The sequence below is a fragment of the Gordonia sp. AC31 genome (assembly GCF_031844505.1).
Classification (GTDB): Bacteria; Actinomycetota; Actinomycetes; order Mycobacteriales; family Mycobacteriaceae; genus Gordonia; species Gordonia hongkongensis.
Genome location: NZ_JAUZVK010000004.1, coordinates 151260 through 173986 on the forward strand (window position 1 = coordinate 151260; position 22727 = coordinate 173986).

20 protein-coding genes are annotated in these 22727 nt (G+C 69.1%); 12 read left to right on the forward strand and 8 right to left on the reverse strand.

What is annotated here, in order from left to right; all coding sequences use genetic code 11:
* Positions 1–26 precede the first annotated feature (26 nt).
* Together frr and Q9R39_RS06650 are read left to right on the forward strand one after the other, a co-directional pair.
* Positions 27–584 carry a ribosome recycling factor gene (gene frr, locus Q9R39_RS06645; RefSeq protein ID WP_058250099.1) on the forward strand — a complete coding sequence of 186 codons (558 nt, stop codon included), beginning with the start codon at positions 27–29 and terminating at the stop codon, positions 582–584.
* Positions 581–1432 (forward strand): phosphatidate cytidylyltransferase, encoded by an 852-nt coding sequence (locus tag Q9R39_RS06650; protein ID WP_159370638.1) that lies wholly within the window; start codon positions 581–583, stop codon positions 1430–1432. The genes frr and Q9R39_RS06650 overlap by 4 nt, the downstream gene beginning before the upstream one ends.
* Before the next feature lie 25 nt (positions 1433–1457).
* Here the strand turns inward: Q9R39_RS06650 and Q9R39_RS06655 are convergent, their stop codons facing one another.
* Positions 1458–1871 (reverse strand): lipopolysaccharide assembly LapA domain-containing protein, encoded by a 414-nt coding sequence (locus tag Q9R39_RS06655; RefSeq protein ID WP_211538788.1) that lies wholly within the window; start codon positions 1869–1871, stop codon positions 1458–1460.
* Between the two features lie 30 nt (positions 1872–1901).
* On the opposite strand from Q9R39_RS06655, the gene rlmN reads away from it, so the two are divergent.
* The gene (rlmN, locus tag Q9R39_RS06660) at positions 1902–3008 is read left to right on the forward strand and encodes a 23S rRNA (adenine(2503)-C(2))-methyltransferase RlmN (RefSeq protein WP_211538796.1); all 1107 of its coding nucleotides are present in this window, start codon (positions 1902–1904) and stop codon (positions 3006–3008) included.
* 98 nt (positions 3009–3106) lie between these two features.
* Here the strand turns inward: rlmN and Q9R39_RS06665 are convergent, their stop codons facing one another.
* On the reverse strand, positions 3107–3409 hold the full coding sequence (locus Q9R39_RS06665; RefSeq protein ID WP_078112251.1) for a DUF2631 domain-containing protein: 303 nt from the start codon (positions 3407–3409) through the stop codon (positions 3107–3109).
* Between the two features lie 143 nt (positions 3410–3552).
* On the opposite strand from Q9R39_RS06665, the gene dxr reads away from it, so the two are divergent.
* From dxr to Q9R39_RS06690, 5 genes are all read left to right on the forward strand, one after another.
* Entirely contained in the window at positions 3553–4728 is a 1176-nt protein-coding gene (gene dxr, locus Q9R39_RS06670; RefSeq protein ID WP_078112252.1) for a 1-deoxy-D-xylulose-5-phosphate reductoisomerase, read from the forward strand.
* Between the two features lie 51 nt (positions 4729–4779).
* Positions 4780–6012, forward strand: a complete 1233-nt coding sequence (locus Q9R39_RS06675; protein ID WP_078112253.1) for an RIP metalloprotease — start codon at positions 4780–4782, stop codon at positions 6010–6012.
* Positions 6013–6082: 70 nt separating this feature from the next.
* Positions 6083–7270, forward strand: a complete 1188-nt coding sequence (gene ispG, locus Q9R39_RS06680) for a flavodoxin-dependent (E)-4-hydroxy-3-methylbut-2-enyl-diphosphate synthase (protein WP_078112440.1) — start codon at positions 6083–6085, stop codon at positions 7268–7270.
* Positions 7271–7302: 32 nt separating this feature from the next.
* A complete protein-coding gene (locus Q9R39_RS06685; RefSeq protein ID WP_058250106.1) occupies positions 7303–8139 on the forward strand; it encodes a GNAT family N-acetyltransferase in 837 nt (278 codons plus the stop codon).
* A 58-nt stretch (positions 8140–8197) separates the two neighbouring features.
* Positions 8198–10039 (forward strand): penicillin-binding transpeptidase domain-containing protein, encoded by a 1842-nt coding sequence (locus Q9R39_RS06690; RefSeq protein ID WP_058250107.1) that lies wholly within the window; start codon positions 8198–8200, stop codon positions 10037–10039.
* A 27-nt stretch (positions 10040–10066) separates the two neighbouring features.
* Here Q9R39_RS06690 and Q9R39_RS06695 read toward each other — a convergent pair whose 3' ends face one another.
* Genes Q9R39_RS06695 through Q9R39_RS06705 form a run of 3 tightly spaced genes read right to left on the reverse strand, consistent with a single transcriptional unit; the run spans position 10067 to position 13022 of the window.
* Positions 10067–10873, reverse strand: coding sequence for a heme ABC transporter ATP-binding protein (locus Q9R39_RS06695; RefSeq protein ID WP_058250108.1), 807 nt, complete (start codon positions 10871–10873; stop codon positions 10067–10069).
* Positions 10867–12003, reverse strand: coding sequence for an iron ABC transporter permease (locus Q9R39_RS06700; protein ID WP_058250109.1), 1137 nt, complete (start codon positions 12001–12003; stop codon positions 10867–10869). Before Q9R39_RS06700 ends, Q9R39_RS06695 begins: the two co-directional genes overlap by 7 nt.
* Positions 12000–13022, reverse strand: a complete 1023-nt coding sequence (locus Q9R39_RS06705) for a hemin ABC transporter substrate-binding protein (protein WP_058250110.1) — start codon at positions 13020–13022, stop codon at positions 12000–12002. Before Q9R39_RS06705 ends, Q9R39_RS06700 begins: the two co-directional genes overlap by 4 nt.
* A 120-nt stretch (positions 13023–13142) precedes the next feature.
* On the opposite strand from Q9R39_RS06705, the gene map reads away from it, so the two are divergent.
* Positions 13143–14006: a type I methionyl aminopeptidase gene (map, locus tag Q9R39_RS06710; protein WP_058250111.1), complete on the forward strand. Its 864-nt coding sequence runs from the start codon at positions 13143–13145 to the stop codon at positions 14004–14006.
* 43 nt (positions 14007–14049) lie between these two features.
* Here the strand turns inward: map and Q9R39_RS06715 are convergent, their stop codons facing one another.
* A complete protein-coding gene (locus Q9R39_RS06715) occupies positions 14050–15846 on the reverse strand; it encodes a protein kinase domain-containing protein (RefSeq protein WP_311277219.1) in 1797 nt (598 codons plus the stop codon).
* A 163-nt stretch (positions 15847–16009) separates the two neighbouring features.
* Here Q9R39_RS06715 and Q9R39_RS06720 point away from each other — a divergent pair, with 163 nt between their 5' ends.
* Positions 16010–17605, forward strand: coding sequence for a cobyric acid synthase (locus Q9R39_RS06720; RefSeq protein WP_058250300.1), 1596 nt, complete (start codon positions 16010–16012; stop codon positions 17603–17605).
* Positions 17606–17680: 75 nt separating this feature from the next.
* Positions 17681–18484 (forward strand): alpha/beta fold hydrolase, encoded by an 804-nt coding sequence (locus Q9R39_RS06725; RefSeq protein WP_078112257.1) that lies wholly within the window; start codon positions 17681–17683, stop codon positions 18482–18484.
* Between the two features lie 57 nt (positions 18485–18541).
* Here Q9R39_RS06725 and mtr read toward each other — a convergent pair whose 3' ends face one another.
* A complete protein-coding gene (mtr, locus tag Q9R39_RS06730) occupies positions 18542–19939 on the reverse strand; it encodes a mycothione reductase (protein ID WP_058250114.1) in 1398 nt (465 codons plus the stop codon).
* A complete protein-coding gene (locus Q9R39_RS06735; protein ID WP_058250115.1) occupies positions 19936–20964 on the reverse strand; it encodes an alpha/beta hydrolase in 1029 nt (342 codons plus the stop codon). The genes mtr and Q9R39_RS06735 overlap by 4 nt, the downstream gene beginning before the upstream one ends.
* A gap of 197 nt (positions 20965–21161) precedes the next feature.
* Here Q9R39_RS06735 and mqo point away from each other — a divergent pair, with 197 nt between their 5' ends.
* The gene (mqo, locus tag Q9R39_RS06740) at positions 21162–22688 is read left to right on the forward strand and encodes a malate dehydrogenase (quinone) (protein ID WP_058250116.1); all 1527 of its coding nucleotides are present in this window, start codon (positions 21162–21164) and stop codon (positions 22686–22688) included.
* Positions 22689–22727 lie beyond the last annotated feature (39 nt).

The window sequence follows — 22727 nt, forward strand, 5'->3', positions numbered from 1 at the left end:
ACCGACCGAACGGAACAAGGACGAAGATGATCGACGACGCGTTGCTCGACGCCGAGGAGAAGATGGAGAAGGCGGTCAACGTCGCCAAGGAGGACATGGGCTCCATCCGCACCGGGCGGGCGAACCCGGCCATGTTCAACAAGGTCAACATCGAGTACTACGGCTCGATGACCCCCGTGACCCAGGTCGCGAGCATCAACACGCCCGAACCGCGACTCGTCGTGATCAAGCCGTATGAGGCGTCGACATTGCGCGACATCGAGACCGCGATCCGCAACTCCGACCTCGGGGTCAATCCGACCAACGACGGCACGATCATCCGGGTCGCCGTCCCGCAGCTCACCGAGGAGCGTCGCCGCGATCTGGTCAAGCAGGCCAAGGGCAAGGGTGAGGACGCGAAGGTGGCGATCCGCAACGTGCGGCGCAAGGCTGCCGACGAGCTCAAGCGCATCCAGAAGGACGGCGAGGCCGGCGAGGACGAGGTCTCACGCGCCGAGAAGGAACTGGACAAGACCACGGCGACCTACGTGCACCAGATCGACGACTTGGTCAAGCACAAAGAAGACGAATTGCTCGAGGTGTGAACGAGGTTCCGCAACGGGGCGGTGAGAAGAAGTCGCGCGCCGGCCGCGACCTGCCGGCCGCGATCGCGGTCGGCGGCACACTCGGCATCAGCATCATCGCGATCCTGATCTTCGTCCCGAAGGTCTGGTACGGCCTCGTGGCGGTCGCGTTCGCGGTCGCCACCTGGGAGGTCATCAAACGTCTCCGCACCGGCGGCTACGACGTCGCTCTCTGGCCGCTGCTCATCGGCGGCCAGGCCATCATCTGGGCGAGCTGGCCCTGGGGTCCGACCGGAGCTCTCGTCGCGTTCGTGGCGACGGCCCTGGTGTCGATGGTGTGGAAGCTCCTCGGGCAGGGCATCGACAAGGCGCCGGTCAACTATCTCCGCGACCTTGCCGTCACGGTGTTCGTGCTGGCGTGGTTGCCGCTGCTCGCGTCGTTCGGCGCCCACCTGGTGGTGCAGGACGACGGGGCGGCCCGAGTGGCCACGCTGATGGTCGTCGTGGTGTGCTCCGACGTCGGCGGCTATGCCGCGGGCGTGATGTTCGGCAAGCACCCGATGGCGCCGGCGATCAGTCCGAAGAAGTCCTGGGAAGGCATGGTGGGCTCGCTCGTCGTCGGCACTGTCGGTGCCGTCGGCTGCGTGGTGTTCCTGCTCGAGAGCCACTGGTGGATCGGCATCATCCTGGGACCGGTCCTGGTGGTCTGCGCGACCCTTGGTGATCTCGTCGAATCCCAGGTGAAGCGCGATCTCGGGATCAAGGACATGGGCACGCTGCTGCCCGGCCACGGTGGCATCATGGACCGGCTCGACAGCCTGCTGCCGTCGGCGTTCGTGGTGTGGGTCGTGCTGACCGCGCTGCTCTGAGCGCGGGCCAGCGCGCCGCCGGACGTTACTTGGCTGCCTTCTTCAGCGCGCGTCGCAGTTGGAGCATCCGCAGGCCGCCCACGAGCGCGACGACCAGCGCACCGGCGATGGCCGCGATCAGCAGGCTGACCCCGAGGGGCAGATTGACCTCCCAGAACAGCAAGTCGATGTTCTGCGACTGGAGGTTCTGCACGATGAAGACGAGCAGCAGGACCAGGATGATCGCGCCGATCACCACGCCGAACCAGGTGGCGCGCGTCCGCGTGTGTTCCACATCGGCGACCGTGCGGCGGAGACGGTCGCGATGGTCGGGGTCGGGGTCGGGGGCGTGCTGCTCCGGGGTGTGCGCATGGCCGGTCGCCGGTGGCGGTGACCCGGCGGGCTGTTCGCCCCACGCCGGTACCGAACCCGTGTGCCGTCGGTCCTCGGGTGTCGTCATCACTTCATCATGACATGCGACAATGGCGAAATGACCTCATTGCCACTTGTGTTCGACGCGCCCAAGCGTGGGCGGCCGCCGACACACTTCGCCGACCTCGACCCCGCCGGTCGCGTCGCGGTGTTGGCCGACCTGGGGCTGCCGAAGTTCCGGGCCGATCAACTGGCCCGCCAGTACTACGCGCGCCTCAACGGTGACGTCGACGAGATGACGGATCTGCCGTCGGCGTCGCGCGAATCGGTGCGGGACAAGCTCTTCCCGCAGCTGCTCACCCCGGTCCGGCACATCTCCTGCGACGACGACTCCACCCGCAAGACGCTCTGGCGCCTGCACGACGGCACACTCCTCGAGAGCGTCCTCATGCGCTACACCGATCGCAACACGCTGTGCATCTCGAGCCAGGCGGGCTGCGGCATGGCCTGCCCGTTCTGTGCCACCGGGCAGGGCGGACTGGACCGCAACCTGTCGACCGCCGAGATCGTCGATCAGGTGAGGGCCGCGGCCCGCGCGCTGCGCGACGGAGAACTCGGCGAGCCCGGACGCCTGTCGAACGTCGTGTTCATGGGCATGGGTGAGCCGCTGGCCAACTACAAGCGAGTGGTCAGCGCCGTCCGGCAGATCACCTCGCCGGCGCCGGAGGGCCTCGGGATCTCCGCCCGCTCGGTGACCGTGTCGACCGTCGGTCTCGCGCCGTCGATCCGCCGTCTCGCCGACGAGGGGCTCGCGGTGACGCTCGCGGTCTCCCTCCACACGCCCGACGACGAACTCCGCGACACCCTCGTCCCGGTCAACAACCGGTGGTCGGTCGCCGAGGTGCTCGAGGCGGCCCGCTACTACGCCGACACCACCGGACGGCGCGTCTCCATCGAGTACGCCCTCATCCGCGACGTCAACGATCAGCCGTGGCGGGCCGACCTGCTGGGGGAGAAGCTGCACCGCGCCCTCGGGTCGCTGGTGCACGTGAACCTCATCCCGCTGAACCCGACGCCGGGATCGGAATGGGACGCCAGTCCCAAACCGGTGGAACGCGAATTCGTCCGCCGGGTCCGCGAACAGGGGGTCTCGTGCACCGTCCGCGACACGCGCGGGCAGGAGATCGCCGCCGCGTGTGGTCAGCTGGCGGCCGAAGAGCGCTGACCCCGGGGCGTCGACCCGGGGCGAGTTGAGAAGCAGATACGACGAACGCCGAGCGGATCACCGCTCGGCGTTCGTCGTCGATGAATCGATGTGTCTGGTCAGGACCACTTTCCGCGGTTCATCCACCATCCGCGCACGGCGAAGAACAGGGTGCCCGCGGCGAAGGCGATGAGGTACAGGTCCTCGATGTGACCGGTGTGGTTGCCGATGATCATCGCGAGGAGGAACAGCGCGAAGAAGATGGCCGCACCGTAGAAGGTCTTGGTCGCCGCTCCGTGCCAGCCGAACCGGGCGGACGGGGCATCGGCGGGCTCGCGGCGCCAGCCGGTGTCGATGACCTCGACTTCGCCATGCCCTCCATCGCCGTGCCCCACAGTGTGCTCAACATCGGTGCTTGCCACAGCCACTCCTCACAGCGCGGACGTCAGATGTCTGACGATCGGTAGTAGTTCTCCGAGCAGCATAGCGGCACCCCCCGCCCGCAGGACGGTCCGGTGTCACCGGCGGCGGCGGTTCGTCGACGTGGATGGTCCAGAATGGGTGCGTGCCCACACGCGTGCTGATCCTCGGCTCCACCGGTTCCATCGGCGTCCAGGCTCTCGAGGTGATCGCCGAGCATCCGGATCGCTTCGAGGTCGCCGGTCTCGGTGCCGGTGGGGCGAATCCCGATCTGCTCGCCGATCAGGCCGCCGCGTTCGGCGTGCCGGCCTCGCGGATCGCCGTCGCCGACACCGCGCGAGCGGACGAGCTCGCCGATCGCCTCGGCGGCCGGGTCCTCGGCGGAGCCGATGCGATGTGCGACCTGGTCGACGCCGTCGCCGCGGACACCGGGGTCGATGTCGTCCTCAATGCCGTCGTCGGCTCGATCGGCCTGGCGCCCAGCCTCGCCGCACTCCGATCGGGTGCCCGGCTCGCGCTGGCCAACAAGGAATCACTCGTCGCCGGCGGGGCGCTCGTCCTCGACGCCGCCGCTCCCGGGCAGATCGTCCCGGTCGACTCCGAGCACTCCGCGATCGCGCAATGCCTGCGCGCGGGAACGGCCGCCGAGGTGGATCGACTGGTCCTCACCGCGTCGGGTGGCCCGTTCCGCGGATGGACCCGTGCGCAACTCGAGGACGTCACCCCCGAGCAGGCCGGCCGACATCCCACATGGTCGATGGGCCCGATGATCACGCTCAACTCCGCGACCCTGGTCAACAAGGCCCTCGAGGTCATCGAGGCGCACCTGCTGTTCGGCGTCGACTACGACCACATCGACGTCACCGTCCACCCGCAGTCGATCGTGCACTCGATGGTGACCTTCGTCGACGGGGCGACGGTGGCGAAGGCCTCACCGCCGTCGATGAAGCTGCCCATCGCCCTGGCCCTGGGATGGCCGGACCGGGTGCCCGGTTCGTCGACGGCCTGCGACTTCTCGACTGCGTCGTCGTGGACGTTCGAGCCCGTCGACGACGCGGTGTTCCCGGCGATCGACCTGGCTCGACGCGCCGGTGCGGCGGGAGGCAGCCTGACGGCCGTCTACAACGCCGCCAACGAGGCCGCCGCAGCAGGGTTCTTCGCAGGTGCGATCCGGTTCCCGCGCATCGTCGAGGTCATCGAGGAGGTGCTCGGCGAGGCAGATCAGTGGCGCCGGACGCCAGGTACTGTGGAAGAGGTCTTCGCCGCCGATCGGTGGGCCCGGGATCGTGCTGCGCAGCTGGTCGCGGCCGCATCCGTCTGATCGGCGGCCCTCGTGAGCGGGTGCGCCCCGTGATCCGGATGGAGTAGGTACGTGAGTTTCGCGATCGGCGTCACGCTGTTCGCCGTGGCGCTGTTGCTGTCGGTCGCCTGGCATGAATGTGGTCACATGTGGGCCGCGCAGGCGACGGGCATGAAGGTGCGGCGATACTTCGTCGGTTTCGGTCCCACGATCTGGTCCACCCGTCGCGGCGAGACCGAGTACGGGATCAAGGCGCTGCCGCTCGGCGGATTCTGCGACATCGCCGGAATGACCCCGCACGAGGAGCTGGCCTGGGACGAGAAGGACCGGGCTATGTACAAGCAGAAGGCCTGGAAACGCCTGGTCGTGCTGTTCGCCGGACCGGCCCAGAACTTCCTCCTCGGTTTCGTTCTCATCATCATCGTCGGTCTGACGTTCGGACTGCCGAACCTCAACCCGGGGCCGACCCCGGCACGCGTCGCCGAGACGCAGTGCGTGCCGGCGACCAGCACGATCGTCGACGGTGAGAAGAAGGACGCGCCCTGTGCCGCCGGCACCGGTCCCGCGGAGGTCGCCGGGTTGCTCCCCGGCGACGACATCGTGGCGATCAACGGCCAGCCGGTCGACCGGGCGTCGGATCTGACCCCGGTGATCCGCGAGTCCGCCGGCCCGGTCGCGCTGACGGTCGACCGCGACGGTCAGCGACTCGACCTGACGATGACCCCCGAGCCCACCACTGTGACGACGACGAACGCCGACGGCACCAGCGAGACCCAGACCTACAACATGGTCGGGATCGCCTACGACGTCCCGCCGACCGTCATCACCTACAGCGGCTTCGAGATCGTGCCCGGCGCGATCGGCTTCACCGGCGACCTGTTCGTCGAGACCTGGAACGCGCTGCTGTCCCTGCCGTCGAAGATCGGTGCGCTGTGGACCGCGGTCACCGGCGGCGAACGCGCCCTCGACACCCCGGTCAGCGTCTACGGCGCCTCGGTTCTGGGCGGACAGGCCGTCGAGCGCGGGCTGTGGGACCTGTTCTGGATGCTGCTGATCAGCATCAACTTCTTCCTGGGACTGTTCAACCTGGTCCCGCTCCTCCCGCTCGACGGCGGACACATGGCGATCGTCGGCTACGAGAAGGGCCGCGACACCGTGCGGCGCTGGTTCGGCCGGGCACCCGGTGGGGCCGTCGACTACTACAAACTGCTCCCGATCACCTACGCCGCCGTGGTGATCATGGCCGGCTTCATGGTGCTCACGCTCACCGCCGACATCATCAACCCGATCAACCCGTGGCAGTGACCCGGACGATCCGGGTCGCCGTCCGGCTCCGAATACCACCGAAGAACCGAAACCCCCAGAGGTGAACGAGATGAACGCCCCGACTCCCGCGACCGCCGTGCCGATCGGACTCGGCATGCCCGCTGGACCACCGCCGGTGCTCGCCCCGCGTCGGAAGACCCGGCAGTTCTTCGTCGGCTCGGTCGGCGTCGGCAGCGACCACCCGATCTCGGTGCAGTCGATGACGACCACCAAGACCCACGACATCAACGCCACCCTGCAGCAGATCGCGGAGTTGACGGCCTCGGGGTGCGACATCGTGCGCGTCGCGTGCCCGCGTCCCGAAGACGCCGAGGCGCTGCCGATCATCGCCAAGAAGTCCAAGATCCCGGTGATCGCCGACATCCACTTCCAGCCGAAGTACATCTTCGCCGCGATCGACGCCGGCTGTGCCGCCGTGCGTGTCAACCCGGGCAACATCAAGGAGTTCGACGGCCGGGTCAAGGAGGTCGCCAAGGCGGCCGGTGATGCCGGGATCCCCATCCGGATCGGCGTCAACGCCGGGTCCCTCGACAAGCGGATCCTGCAGAAGTACGGCAAGGCGACCCCGGAGGCGCTCGTCGAGTCGGCGCTGTGGGAGGCCGGGCTGTTCGAGGAGCACGGCTTCGGCGACATCAAGATCTCGGTGAAACACAACGACCCGGTGATCATGGTGGAGGCCTACCGCCAGCTCGCCGCCGCCTGTGACTACCCGCTGCACCTCGGGGTCACCGAGGCTGGGCCCGCCTTCCAGGGCACGATCAAGTCCGCCGTCGCCTTCGGCGCGCTGCTCAGCGAGGGCATCGGCGACACCATCCGGGTGTCCTTGTCGGCCCCGCCGGCCGAGGAGATCAAGGTCGGCGACCAGATCCTGCAGTCGCTGAATCTCCGCCCGCGCAAACTCGAGATCGTCTCGTGCCCGTCGTGCGGCCGCGCCCAGGTCGACGTCTACAAGCTGGCCGACGAGGTCACCGCCGGACTCGAGGGCATGGAGGTTCCGCTGCGCGTGGCCGTGATGGGGTGCGTCGTCAACGGCCCCGGTGAGGCCCGTGAGGCCGACCTCGGCGTGGCCTCCGGGAACGGCAAGGGGCAGATCTTCGTCAAGGGCGAGGTCATCAAGACGGTTCCCGAGGCGCAGATAGTGGAGACCTTGATCGAAGAAGCGCTGCGGATCGCCGAGGAATCAGGAGAAACTGGAGACGGTACTCACGTGGGCCCGCCCGTGGTGACCGTTTCCTAGGTCGGCGGCAGGCTCGAGAGGGAGGAGCGGCGTTGCTGAAGCTACTGGGCGACAAGCCGCTCGGCGCTCGTGATGCGGCCGCTGTCGAACGTGTCCTCACCTCGGACCCGGTGGCGATGTGCATGGTCGCGGCCCGCTTCGAGACGCACGGGATCAACCCTCGGCTGCTGGGCGGCGAGCTGTGGACCGCGCATAATCCCGCGTCGTCCCTCTGCTTCTCCGGCGCCAACCTGATCCCGCTCACCGGTTCGCCCGAGGATCTCGACTACTTCTCCGACCGCGCCATCGCCGGACCGCGGGCATGCTCCTCCATCGTCGGCCGCGCCGACCTCGTGATGCAGATGTGGGAACAGATCGAGCCGGTGTGGGGTCCGGCGCGTGAGGTCCGGCCGGTGCAACCGCTGCTCGCCCTCACGTGTTGTGCGGCGGTACCCGCCGACCCGCTCGTGCGGCTGGTGACCCTCGACGACCTCGACGCGTACATGCCCGCGGCCATCGACATGTTCATCGGCGAGGTCGGTGTCGATCCGACGGCCGGCGACGGCGGTCGTTCCTACCGACGACGCCTCGCCTCGCTCATCACCGCGCAGCGGGTGTTCGCCCGCTTCGACGGCCCCGACGTCGTGTTCAAGGCCGAGATCGGCTCGCTGTCCCGCCGGGTCGGCCAGATCCAGGGAGTCTGGGTGGATCCCGACCGGCGCGGTGAGGGACTGGGACTGGGTGGTACCGCGGCCGTCGCCGAGGCCGTCGCCGCTCACGGCCGCATTCCGAGTCTGTACGTCAACAGCTTCAACGTGACCGCGCGCGCGGTGTACGACCGCATCGGGTTCACCGAGGTCGGCACCTTCGCGACCGTCCTCGTCGACTGAGCGCCCGCCCCGCGTGGCGTCGCGGGATTCCGGCCGGGCCACCCTAGACTCGACTGCGATGTGGCGCATGCGAACTCGATGGACCCCGGCGGTGATCGTCGCGGTGTGTGCTGCCGTGACGGTGGCCACGGTCGGTTGTTCGGCTTCCGAGGACGACGGGCCGCGCCGCGCCGCGGAGCGCTTCCTGCAGGCCTACGCCGATCGTGAGGTGGCGTCCGCGGCGGCGCTGACCGACACACCCGCTGCCGCGGAGTCCGCGATGGAGTCGGCCTGGGCCGGGCTGGGTGCCGAGGCGCTCGAGTCGCAGGCCGGGCGGGTCCGCGTCACCGGGGACACCGCCGAGGTGGACGTCGACTACACGTGGGCGCTGCCGCGGGGCCGCGACTGGGCCTACGACGCCACCCTGCGGATGGGCCGGTCCGACGACGGCTGGGCGGTGCGCTGGGCGTCGACGAACATCCATCCGAAACTCGGTGCCGATCAACGCCTTTCGCTCCAGATCGTCGAGGCGCCGCGCGCGACGGTCAATGAGTCCGACGGCTCGGAGGTGATGGTCAACGGCACCGTCGTGGGCGTCAACTTCGATGCGACCGCCGCCGCCGAACAGGGCGCGTCGGTCGCCGAGTCGGTGACCGGTGCGGTCGCGGTACTGCGCCGGTTCAGTCCCTCGCTCAACGAGCAGACGATCATCGAACAGGTCACCGCGAACCGGCAGCAGTACCCGCTCGCCCGGCTGTCCCACGACCAGTTCGACCGCTTGCGCGACCAACTGGCGATCCCCGGCGTCGTGACCAACGAACAGGCCGAACTGGTCCCCGAGGACCCGAGATTCGCGCCCGCCCTGCTGACCGAGGTCAAGAAGGTCGTCGACTCCGAGGTGTCGGGGCGGGCGGGCTGGCGGGTGGTGACGGTCAACCCCAACGGCCTCGACGCCGACGTCCTCGCCGACCACGACCCGGACCCCGCGCCGGCGGTCTCGCTGAGTCTGTCGCGGACGGTGCAGAACGCGGCCCAGCGAGCGGTCAACGCCACCAACCGGTTCCAGATCGCGCTGGTCGTCGTGCAGCCGTCCACCGGTCGGATCCTCGCGGTCGCCCAGAATCCCGCGGCCGACCGGTCGGGGCCCATCGCGACGACCGGTCTGTACCCGCCCGGGTCGACCTTCAAGATGGTGACCGCCGCGGCCGCGATCAGCCATCGGATGGCCACCCCCGACACTCCCGTCGGATGTCCCGGCGCCATCCAGATCGGTCCGCGCCTGATCCCGAACTACGACGGGTTCTCGCTGGGGACGGTGTCGATGCTGCGGGCGTTCGCGCAGTCCTGCAACACCACGTTCGCCAAACTCGCCAGCGAGATGGGACCGTCGGATCTCGCGCACGCCGCGGCCGCGATGGGCGTCGGACAACAGTACGAGATCGCCGGCCTCGACGCCGTGTCCGGCTCGGTGCCGATCGAGAACGAACTCGTCGCCCGCAGTGAGGACGGCTTCGGGCAGGGCAAGGTCCTCGTCTCGCCGCTGGGGCTGTCCCTGGTGGCCGCCACCGTTGCGAACGGTCGGAAGGCGCCGGTGCCGCAACTCATCCTGGACAAGCCCACGAAGGTCGAGGGTCCGACGCCCACGATGGCGCCCGAGGTCTACGCCCAGCTGCGCCCGATGATGCGTGAGGTCATCACGAGCGGTACGGCGTCGGTGATCGACGGCCAGGGTGCGGTCTTCGGCAAGACCGGTGAGGCGGAGTTCGCCGGCGGGTCACACGCCTGGTTCGCCGGCTACCGTGGCGACATCGCGTTCGCCACCCTCGTCGTAGGTGGCGGTGATTCGAACAACGCGGTGGCCGTCACCCGCGACTTCTTCGCCGGTCTCGGACCGGGCTACGCGGTGCGCCCTCTCTCCTGAGACGCCCTCACCAGTGCGCACCATCTTCTAGGCGCTACCGGGTGTCCGGACGGGGAGGATCACCCGTCGCCCGGCATGTTCGATCACCTCGACGGGGTGGTCGTAGGTGTGGCTGAGCAGATCGACGGTCATCACCTCCGGCGTCGGCCCGATCGCGAGCAGCCGGCCGTCCTTCATCACGGCCACCCGGTCGGCGTAGGCGGCCGCGAGGGTGAGGTCGTGCACCACCAGCAGCACGGCGTTCCCGGCATCGCGGTGGACGCGCAGGATGTCGAGGACCTGCTCCTGATGGTGGATGTCGAGTGCCGCGGTCGGCTCATCGAGCATCATGACGGGGGTGTCCTGGGCAAGGGCACGACCCAGGGAGACGCGTGCCTGCTGGCCGCCGGAGAGCTGTCCGAACGGCCGGTCGGCGATGTCGCCGAGCTCGCACAGTGCCATCGCGTCGGCGATCACGGCGGGGGAGTTCGCCGCGCGCGGTGTCCGCAGCCACGGGTAGCGGCCCATCGCGACGACCTGGGCCACGGTGAAGGGGGTGTCCACCCGGTTCTGCTGGGTCACCAGCGAGCGGTGGCGGGCGAGTTCGCGCATCGAGGTCGTCGCGACGTCCCGGCCGTCGACCTCGATGTGACCGCGCTGCGGTGTGCGGGTGCCGGACAGGGCCGACAGCAGCGTGGACTTGCCACACCCGTTGGGGCCGACGAGGGCGACGAGTTCACCGCGCCCGACGTCGAGGGTCACCTCGCTCACCACCTCGCGTCCGCCGAGAACGACCGAGACGTCTCGGGCGTGGATGCCCAGGGCCGTCGTCGCGGCGGTTTCGGTCGTCACCATCCGGCACCCGCGTGACGGCTGCGACGCAACAGGATGAAGAAGACCGGGCCACCGATCAGGGACGTGAACATGCCGAGCGGGAGGTCGGCGTCACCGAGCATCGTCCGGGCGGCGAGGTCGGCACCGGTGATGACCAGCGCTCCACCGATCACGCTGGTGGGTAACAGGATCGCGTGGCGCGGTCCGACGATGAGGCGCATCACGTGCGGCACGATGAGGCCGACGAAGGCGATGATCCCGGCGAAGGCGACCGCCGCGGCGGTCAGCACCGCGGTGAGCACGATCGCCTGCCGGCGGACGGCCTCCACGTTCACGCCGAGGGAGGCGGCCTGGATGTCGCCCAGCGCGAGCAGATCGAGCTTCGAGACCAGGAACAGGCAGGCCGCGACACCCACGACGACGAGCGGTGCGACGACCCAGATCTCGCTCCAGGTGCGTCCGGCGAGCGAGCCGAGCTGCCAGAAGATGATCTGCTCGCGGGCGGCGGTGGTGGCCACGAAGGTGAGGAACGCGATGATCCCGGCCGCGAACGCGTTGACCGCGATACCGGTGAGCACCAGCATGATCGCCGACGACGACCCGTCGCGAAGGGACAACACGTACACCGCCGCCGCGGTGATGAGGCCGAACACGAAGGCCGCCCCGGCGAGAGCCCAATTGCCCGCCGCGCCACCGGCTCCGGCGGTCCCGCCGGCGAGCACGATCATCAGACAGGCGCCGACCGCGGCGCCGGAGGAGACGCCGATGATCCCCGGTTCGGCCAGCGGGTTCGCCAGCACTCCCTGCAGGAGGCAACCCGCGGCGCCGAGCGCGGCTCCGACGAACAGTCCGAGCACGATGCGCGGGAAGCGCACATTCCACAGCGCGCCTTCGCCGTTCGGGTGGGAGGGGAGCGGTCCGAGATCGAGGTGGAAATGGTGGGCGAGGCTGCCGAGCACCTCGAGCGGCGGCACCGACACCTTTCCGGTGCCCGCGGACACGATGACGAGCACGACCAAGGCGACCAGCATCACCGCCACCACCGTGAGGTCACGGACCCGATGCGACGTGCCGGCCGGGGGAGCGACGACGGCCGACGGGGTCGTCGGCTCGGTCGCCGGGTCCGTCGTGGTCCGCGCTGGGTCGGTCATGCGTAGATCGACCTCGCCAGCGCACCCAGCACCAGTCCGACCTCGGGGCCGAACGCCAGGATCTGACTCTCGTCCATCTGCACGACCCGTCCGTTGCGGCCGGCCTCGGTGTCGGCCACACCCGGCAGGGTCAGCACCCCCTCGGGTCCGCCGACGGTGGCCGCGCCCTGGGTCATCACGAGGATCACGTCCGGGTTGGCCGTGATCATGGCCTCGGCGCTGATCGCGGTGAACGCGCCGGTGAGATCGGCTGCCGCGCCGGCATCCCGGCCACCGAGCGCCTCGATGAGGTCGTCGGCACCCGATCCGGGCCCGGCCAGCAGCAGCAGGTTGCGTCCGCGGATGTAGAGGAACGCCATGGTGGGATCTCCGGACGGATCCGGGACCAGCGCGCGCGCCTCTTGAATCTGGGCGTCGGTCCGGGCGACGAGCTTCTCGCCGGCATCGGCGACACCGAGTGCGGCTGCGACCGAGCGGATCAGGGTGTCGTTCGACTCCAGATTGCGGGCGGCCGGGAACACGACGACCGCGACGCCGGAGTCGCGGATCTGGTCGACGGCGGCGGTGGGCACAGTGGACTCGCTGACGAGCAGGACGCTCGGGTCAAGGGCGAGAACGGATTCGGCGTTGAGGCTGTGTCCGCGGTTGGTCACCACCGGCCGCGATCTCGCCGAGGGGAAGGCGGTGGACGTGTCGCGCCCCACCACGTGCGACCCGAGTCCGAGGGCGTACACGATGTTGCCGAGGGTTCCGTTGATGTCTACGGCGATGATCCGGTCGGCGTCGTCGACGGTCACGTCGCCGTACCGCAGCGAGTCCACGGTCGCGGGCAGCCGGGGAGCGGGATTCTCGACGACGGGCGTGACGTCGGACTCCGCGAGCGTCGCAGTCTGCGGGCCGTCGCGCAGATGTGCGCCCGGCGAGTGCCGCTCCTGCTCGATCGGGGTGACGAAGCACGCCGACAGGCTCAGCACGGTCAGCACCATCACCAGCGCCGCCCGTAAGCCCCTGGTCCGCACCGCACACCTCCATCGTCGACTCCGATGGCCTCCCATCGGCTCCTCCCGGCGAGCTTAGTGACGTTCGCCGCGGTGTCCGCCCACGGGCCTCGCCGCGACGGGCCGGGATAGTCTGGTCGCATGCCAGTTCGCAGTGCCCTCACGCCGGGGATCGTGTCGCCCATCCGGTCCGTGCCCGACTCCATCGAACGTCCCGAATACGTGTGGAAGCCGACGGTGAACGAGGGCCATGAGCCCTGGGTGCAGACCGCCGAGACGATCGAGAAGATGCGCATCGCGAGCAAGATCGCGGCCAACGCACTCGCCGAGGCGGGCAAGGCCGTCGCCCCGGGCGTGACCACCGACGAACTCGACGCGATCGCGCACGAGTACATGATCGACCACGGTGCCTACCCGTCAACCCTGGGCTACAAGGACTTTCCGAAGTCGTGCTGCACCTCGTTGAACGAGGTGATCTGCCACGGCATCCCGGATTCGACGGTGATCGAGGACGGGGACATCGTCAACATCGACGTCACCGCCTACATCCACGGCGTGCACGGCGACACCAACGCGACCTTCCTCGCCGGCGACGTCGACCAGGAGGCCGCCGATCTCGTCGAGCGGACGCGGATCGCGACCGAGCGGGCCATCAAGGCCGTCAAACCGGGTCGCGAGCTGAATGTCATCGGTCGGGTCATCGAGTCCTACGCGAACAGGTTCGGCTACACGGTCGTGCGCGATTTCACCGGCCACGGCATCGGTGAGACCTTTCACAACGGGCTGATCGTGCTGCACTACGACGAACCGAACGTCGACACGGTCCTCGAACCCGGGATGGTCTTCACCATCGAGCCGATGATCAACCTCGGCGCACTGCCGTGGGAGATGTGGGACGACGGCTGGACCGTGGTGACCGCCGACCGCCGGTGGACCGCGCAGTTCGAGCACACCCTCGTCGTCACCGACGACGGCGCCGAGATCCTCACTGTGCCGGACAACTGACATCGGGCCCGACAACTGAGGTTCGGTCCGACAGCCGAGACGTTCAGGCGGGGAAGCGGACGGGTTGCGGTTCGCTGCTCGCCGTGGTCGTCCCGTTGCCGATCTGGCCTTCCCGGTTGTTGCCCCAGCAGTACGCCGAACCGCCGGCGATGGCGCAACTCGTGGTGTGCGACGTGGACACGGCGGTCACGTCCGAGAGACCGGCGACGCGGGTGGGCACGTCCACCGACCCGGTACTGCCGTTGCCGACCTGGCCGCTCGCGTTGTTGCGCCAGCAGTAGGCGTCGCCGTCGCTGATCGCGCAGATCGTGAGCCCGACCGACACCGCCGACACCCGGGACAGGCCGGACACCTTCGTCGGCAGCGGCACGTTCTGCCCGGGCGGTCCGATCCCGTAACCCCAGCAGTAGAGGTCTCCGGAACTGATCGCGCAGGTCGTCCCGAGGCCGCCCATGCTCACCGCCGAGACGTCGGAGATGCTGGTGACCGCGACCGGGCGCGGGCGGTCGGTGGTCGTACCGTCGCCCAGCGTGCCCCGTTCGTTGTCGCCCCAGCAGTACAGTCGATTGCCGCGCACCGCGCACGTACTGTCCCCGCTGGAGGCGATGGACTCGAACTCATCGCTGCCGGTGGAGGATCCGCCGGAACTGCTGGGCGGCGTCGTCGATGACCCGGCGACCGGCGCCGTCCCTGGACCCGACCCCGATCCGCTGAGGGCGATCGCGGCGCCGACGACACCGACGACGAGGACGACGACGCCGAGTACCGCGGCGACGATCCAGGCGGTGCGTGAGCCCGTTCCCCGGGACCCCGGGCCGGGTCCGTGGGGTCCGCCGGGCCCGGTCACATATCCGGGTGGTGGACCCGGCGGCGGCCCGCCGGGACCGTACGCCGGGAACGGTGGGTGACCGCCAGGTGGCTGGGCACGGTGGGCCACCGGGTGCACCGGCGCCTGCTGGGTGGGCAGCGGTGGTGAGAACGGACGGCCGGGTGCCTGCGCCGCGACGACGGAGGGCGCCGTCGACGCGATCTCGACCGCCCGGGCGAGCGCCGCGGCGAACTCGGAGCAGGACGCGAACCGGTCGGCGGGGTTCTTGGCGAGGGCGCGCGCGAACACGGCGTCGACGTGGACGAGGTCGGGGCGGCGCTCGGAGATCCGCGGTGCGGGCGTGTTGACGTGGCCGGCGATCAGGGCCATCGGGGTCTGCCCGGGATAGGGCTGCGATCCGGTGAGCAGCTGGAAGGTCGTGCACGCGAGCGCGTACTGGTCCGACGCCGGGATCGCCGGTTCGCCGGTGAGGATCTCGGGTGCGGCGTAGGCGAGGGTGCCGACGAACAGGTTGGTCGCGGTCATCTTCGCGCCGTCCATCAGGCGGGCGATGCCGAAGTCGAGCACGGTGACCCGGGTGATCCGGCCGTCGGGGCCGCGGGCGACCACGATGTTCGCGGGTTTGATGTCGCGGTGGATGACGCGCCGGGTATGGGCATAGTCGAGCGCGTCGGCGACCTTGCCGACGACCGTCACCACGTCGTCGACCGGCAGGGCCGACGCGGCGGCGAGGTCCTCGCCTTCGAGGTAGGACATCGAGAACCACGGGCTGCCGTTCTCCACGCCGTGGGTGTAGACCGTGACGATGCCGGGGTGATCGAGGGCCGCGGCGGTGCGGGCCTCGTTGCGGAACCGCTCGGCGAAACTGGGATCGGCGGGGTTCGGCGAGATGATCTTGAGGGCCTCGCGGCGGCCCAGGGTGGGGTGTTCGACGAGCCAGACCTGTCCCATGCCGCCGCGCCCGAGCATCGAGAGGACGCGATATCCGGCGAACACGGACCCGGGCTTCACGACCTCCACGTCCGATGACCCCCCTTGACTCCGAACGACCGGCTGTCGACCTGTTCGTCCGGGTCACTGTATCCAGACCCGCACGACCGCGAGGTGAACGGTGGGACTTGTGAACGACGCCACCGTGGTCGCGGCCTCGGGTTCGGCCTCTAGTCTGTTCCGGGTGGACGGACTCGGTGGCGCATTGCTCGTGGGCGGTACCAGCAGCGATGCCGGGAAGAGCCTCATCGTCGCCGGGCTGTGCCGTGCGCTGCGGCGCACCGGTGTGCGGGTCGCACCGTTCAAGGCGCAGAACATGTCCAACAACTCGGTGGTCACCCTCGACGGCGGCGAGATCGGTCGTGCCCAGGCGTTGCAGGCGTTCGCCTGTGGCCTCGAACCCTCCACCAGGTTCAACCCGGTGCTGTTGAAACCGGGCAGTGACCGTCGCTCGCACGTGATCCTCCGCGGTCGGCCCGCCGGAGACGTCGGGGCCGCCGACTACCTGCACTGGCGGGCGCGGCTGCGTGCCGTCGTCGCCGACGAGTTGGCCGGTCTCCGACGCGACTTCGACGTCGTCATCTGTGAAGGTGCGGGTTCGGTCGCCGAGATCAATCTGCGCGCCAACGACATCGCGAATCTCGGTCTCGCACAGGCGGCGGACCTCCCGGTGGTGCTGGTCACCGACATCGACCGCGGCGGGTCGCTGGCCCATCTGTTCGGTACCACCGCGGTCCTCGACGACGCCGATCAGCGGCTGATCGCGGGGTTCGTGGTCAACAAGTTCCGTGGTGACCCGTCGATCCTCGAGCCGGGACTGCGGCAGGTCGAGGCGATCACGGGACGGCCGACACTCGGGGTGGTGCCCTTCGCCGACGACCTGTGGCTCGACGCCGAGGACTCGCTCGCGGCGCCGGTCGGGCGGCGGGTCGGGCCACCGCGCTCGTTCACCGAATCCTCCGCGACCGGAGTACCTCGATTGCGGGTCGCCGCCATCCGGCTGCCGCGGATCTCCAACTCGACCGACGTCGAGGCGCTGGCCTGCGAACCCGGTGTCGACGTCACCTGGGTCGACGACCCGGCCGGGGTGGCGGCCGCCGACCTCGTCGTGCTGCCCGGCACCCGCGCCACCATCACCGACCTCGAGTGGCTGCGGGCGCGCGGTCTCGGGGAGGCACTTACCGAACGCGCGGCCCGCGGACGTCCGATCGTCGCCGTGTGCGGCGGATTCCAGATGCTGGGCCGCACCCTCGACGACCGAGTGGAGTCCGGTCGCGGGCGGGTGCCCGGACTGGGGTTGTTCGACCTCGACATCGAGTTTTACGCCGAAAAAACCGTGCGGCAGGTGACCGGGACCGGCGGCGAGGTGACCGGGACCGGCGGCGAGGTGTCCGGTGTTCCGATGTCAGGGGTGCCGATCAGTGGCTACGAGATCCATCACGGCCGGGTGACCCGATCGGCCGAGAACACGTGGATCGTCGACGACCGGCACGGTCCGGAAGGCGCGGTGCGGGGGGCGGTCCGGGGTACCCACTGGCACGGACTGCTGGCGTGCAACGACTTCCGGCGTCGACTTCTGGCCGACGTGGCGGCCGAGGCCGGTGTCCGAGGATTCCGCGTGGCGCCGGGCACCGACGTCGACGCCGTACGTCGGCGACAGGTCGACGCGATGGCCGATCTCGTCACCGAACACCTCGACCTCGACGCCGTGACGCGCCTCATCGAACAAGGGCCGCCGCGCCACCCCAAGGTCATCCGTCACCACCTCGAGGACTTGTAGACGCCGGGGTCGTGGAGACGGGTTATCGTGGGCGCCATGACTGAAGACCGCCCCATGATCGACGACCGACGTCAGGTGACCGTGGGCGGCCTCACCTTCGACGTCCGGATCGGGGGACCGGAGACCGGTCCGTGGGTTCTGCTGCTGCACGGGTTCCCGGTGAACGGGAGTTGCTACGACGACGTACTGCCGCGCCTGCACGAGTCGGGGCTGCGGACACTGGTCATCGATCAACGTGGGTACAGCCCCGGCGCGCGGCCGCCCGGGGTGGACGACTACCGGCTCACCCACCTCGTCTCCGATGTGATCGGGGTTCTCGACGCCCTCGGCATCGGCTACGCGATCCTCGTCGGGCACGACTGGGGCGGCATCGTCGCGTGGCATCTCGCCGGGAAGTACCCCGACCGGTTCACCGGTCTCGTCGTCGCCAGCACCGGGCATCCGTCGGCCATGCGCGACGCGCTCGTCGGTAGCGACCAGCGTGAACGTTCTTCGTACATCCTCGATTTCGTGGCCGACGGGGCCGAGGAGAGGCTGCTCGCCGACGACGCCGCCGAGCTGCGGGCGGTGGGGATCTCCGAGGACGAACTCGCCCCGCTGCGGGAACCGGGCGCCCTGACCGCCGCGCTGAACTGGTACCGCGCGAACTTCACCGGCGACATCAAGGCGACCATGGCGTGCCCGCCGGTCGAGATCCCGACCACGCTGCTGTGGAGCGACGCCGACACCGCCCTGGGTCGCGAACAGGCGCAGGGCAGCGGTCGGTACGTCTACGGCGACTTCCGCTACTGCGAACTCGCGGGCGTGGACCACTGGATCCCGCAGCGCGCGGCCCCGGCACTCGCCAGCGAGATCGCCCTGCGCTCAACGATTTTCTGAGGTCGCGCGGAGGGCCTGGGGTCAACGATTTTCTGAGGTCGCGCGGAGGGCCTGGGGTCAGATGTCCAGGCCGAGGATCGCGTTCTCCAGGACCTCGGGCATCGCCGGGTGGATCCAGTACTGGCCGCGGGCGAGTTCGTGTGCGGTCTGGCCGAAGTGCATCGCCTGGATGACCGGCTGGATGACCGTCGGTGCCTGCGGGCCGATGAGGTGTGCGCCCAGCAGCCGGCCGGTGCCGCGTTCGGCGATCAGCTTGCAGAATCCGGTGGTGTCCTCCATCGCCCAGCCGTAGGCGACGTCGCCATAGGCCTGGACCTTGACCGCGAAGTCGCGGCCGGCCTCGCGAGCCTCGTCCTCGGTGAGGCCCACCGCGGCGATCTGCGGGTGGGTGAACACGGCCGCCGGGACGTACCGGTGGTCGAAGGCGTCCAGATCGGTTGCGTCCCAGCCTTTCAGGAGATTGGCCTGCACCACCCGCTGTTCGTGGTTGGCGACGTGTTTGAGCTGGTACGGCGAGCTGACGTCGCCCAGCGTCCACACTCCGCGGGCAGCGGTGCGGCCGTGCTGATCACAGCGCACGCGACCTTCGTCGTCGAGCTCGATACCGACGGAGTCGAGGTTGAGCCGGTCGCCGTTCGGCTGCCGGCCGGTCGCGATCAGCAGGACGTCGGCCTCGAGTGTCGCGCCGTCGGAGAGCCCGACCCGCACACCGCCGTCGGGCAGGTCCTCGGCCTCGGTGATCGTGGTCTCCAGCCGCACGTCCCACTTCTCCCGGGCCACCTGGGTGAAGCGGTTGGAGATGTCGGCATCCTGCTTGCGGAGCAGACCCGGGCCGCGCGCGATGATCGACACATGTGAGCCCAGCGCGCCGAAGACGTGTGCGAATTCCGCTGCGATGTAACCGCTCCCGACGATGATCAGGCGTTCGGGCAGCTCGGGGAGACGCATGACGTCGTTGTTGGTGTAGTAGGTGACCCCCGAGTCGGCGACGATCTGGGGGATGACCGCGCGCGATCCGGCGGCGAGCACGACCTCGTCGGCGAGGACCGTGTCGCCGTCTCGCGTGACCAACCGGTACCGGCCGTCGTCGTCGCGGCCGTCGAATTCGACATGGGAGTCGTACACGGTGATGTTCTCGCACCGGTCGACCCGGTACTCCTTGCCGCCCTGCGACAGCGGGTCGATGCGGCCGAACACGCGCTCGACGATGCCGGGCCAGTCGACCGAGTCCACCTTCGAGTGCACGCCCAGGCGCGCACCGTGCGTGGCGATCTCGGCCACCTCGGAGGCGTAGACGAACATCTTGGTCGGGATGCACCCCACGTTGAGGCAGGTGCCGCCGTAGACGCCCTCCTCGAAGATCGCGAGGGTCTTGTCCGCGAAGCGGTCATCGGGAATGGCGTTGCCGCTGCCGGAGCCGATGATGGCCAGGTCGACGACCTGCGTGGCGGTCATAGGGGATTCTCGCTTTCGGTTGAGAGGACGGCGGACAGCCAGTGGTCGACCTCGCGATAGGCGTGCTCGCGGGCGTGTGCGACGGAGAGGAAGACGTCGTGCCGGGCGTCGGGGATGGGTACCGCGGTCACGCGGCCGCCGAGGCACCCGCTCCAGCGGGCGATGTGGGTGACGTCGAGGACGGCATCGGCATGATCGGTGGACGCCGAGTAGGTCCTGGCGAAATGCGTTTTGTCCGAACGTAACACGAGCGCGGGAACACCGACGTCGATGCCGCGGTGCAGGCGACGCTGACCGCTGCGCACCGCGTCGAGGAAACCGAAGGTGACCGGGAATCCGCCCAGCGGTTTCGCTGACAGGTCGTAGTTCCATTCGCCGTGCGCGCTGTCGTGCAGGCTCTCGCCGTAGGCCTGCGAGAGTTCCTTCGGTATCACCCTGGTCGGCGCGACGGCGGCGATCGCCTTGACGAGCAGCGTGACCGGGAGGGTGCGGAGCACCGCGTCGCCCTGCAGATCGAACCAGGGCGAGTTGAGCAGGAGTCCGTCAACTGCCGCGTGCAGCGCCGGCTCGCGCTGTCGCAACCGGTCGAGCCAGAGTGCGGTGATGAGGCCGCCCGTCGAATGCCCGGCCACCACGACCCGGCAGTCGGGTCCCACCTCGTCGAAGATGGTCCGCAGCGACGCGTTGAGCTCTTCGTCGTACATCGCGAGGTCGGTGGTGAAGTGCGGCGTGTGGTGCGATTGCCGCGATCGCCCGCATTTTCGCAGGTCGACGGCATAGAACGCGTACCCGCGGTCGACGAAGAAGTCGGCGAGCGGCTCGTGGAAGAAGTAGTCGGTGAAACCGTGGACGTAGAGCACGGCGCCGCGCGCGGGTGACGACTCGGCGCGTCGCACCAGGGTCGCGGTGATCGGCGATTCACCGTCGGGATCGGGGCCCAGGGGGAGCACGCGTTGCCGGTAGTCCTCGAGAAATCGGTCGGGCTGCCAGTCGGCGGCTGCGGATGCGCTCACGGCGACCAGCATAGTGACAGGTCACCGACTGCCCGGATGTCGTGCAGCACACAGTTGCGAAGGTCGATTCTCGTGCTGGACGTGCCATGCTGGACAATGACGATCGACAAGGACCGGGTGAGAAGTGCCCGGTCGAGAAGTTGCCATCCGGGACGACGTGCCGCGACGAACACCGGTCACAGTGTCCCTCCAGGTGAAGTGGAGTCCAGGTGTCGAAAACGGTGATCACGACCGACGTCGCGTTGGTGGGTGCGGGAATCATGAGTGCGACCCTCGGAGCGCTGCTCCGACAGCTTCAGCCCGACTGGTCGATCAGCCTGTTCGAGCAGCTCGACGCCGCCGCCGCCGAGAGCAGCGACCCGTGGAACAACGCCGGCACCGGACACTCGGCACTCTGCGAGCTGAACTACACGCCGAAGACCGCCGACGGCGACGTCAACATCGACAAGGCGCTCACCATCAACGAGCAGTTCCAGGTGTCGCGCCAGTTCTGGGCCCACTCGGTCGACAACGGCATCCTCGGTGACCCGTCGGAGTTCATCAACCCCATTCCGCACGTCGCCTTCACCCACGGCGCCGAAGGCCAGAAGTACCTCCGCAAGCGCTACGACAATCTCGCGACCCAGACCCTGTTCGAGGGCATGGAGTTCATCGACGACCCGGCCGAGTTCACCGCACGACTGCCGCTGATGTCGGAGGGACGCGACTTCGCCGACCCGGTCGCGCTGAACTGGTTCGACCAGGGTACCGACGTCGATTTCGGCGCGCTCACCCAGCAGCTCCTCAACTACGTCGCCCAGGGCGCCGACATCTACTTCGGCCATTCGGTGACCAACCTGTCCAAGCAGTCCGACGGCAGCTGGATCGTGAAGGTCCGTAACGGCCGGACCGGGCAGAAGCTGTCCGTGCACGCGAAGTTCGTGTTCGTCGGTGCCGGCGGCGGTGCGCTGCACCTGCTGCAGAAGTCGGGCATCAAAGAAGCCAAGGGGTTCGGCGGGTTCCCGGTGTCCGGTGAGTTCTTCCGCTGCACCAACCCCGATCTCGTCGCCGAGCATCACGCGAAGGTCTACGGGCAGGCCGCCGTCGGTGCCCCGCCGATGTCGGTGCCGCACCTCGACACCCGCGTCATCAACCACAAGCCGGGCCTGCTGTTCGGCCCGTACGCCGGGTGGTCGCCGAAGTTCCTCAAGAGCGGCAAGATCACCGACCTGCCCGCCTCGATCAAGCCGGGCAACCTGCTCCCCATGGTGTCGATCGCGCCCAAAGAGTTCGGGCTGCTCAAGTACCTCATCAGCGAGCTCGCCGCCGGGCCGGCCGACCGGGTGAAGACGCTGTCGGAATTCGTCCCCCGCGCGCTCGGCGCCGACTGGGAGCTCATCACCGCCGGACAGCGCGTGCAGGTCATCCGCAAGACCGGGGTGGGTGGTCAGCTGGAGTTCGGCACCGCGGTCGTCGCGGCCGGCGACGGCACCATCGCCGGGCTCCTCGGTGCGTCCCCCGGCGCCTCGACCGCCGTGCCGGCGATGATCTCGGTGCTCGAACAGTGCTTCCCGAAGGAGTACGCGGGCTGGTCGTCGAAGCTGACCGCGATCATCCCGTCCTTCGGTCAGAAGCTCAACGACAACCGCGACCTGTACCGCCAGGTGTGGGACTGGACCAACAAGACGCTGCAGCTGACCGACCGGAACGAGGTCCCCGCCGAGACCGGCCGGCTCGCGCCCGCCACCGCCGGCTGATCCGCGCGAGGTGAAGTCCGGTCGCCTTGTGTGCTAACC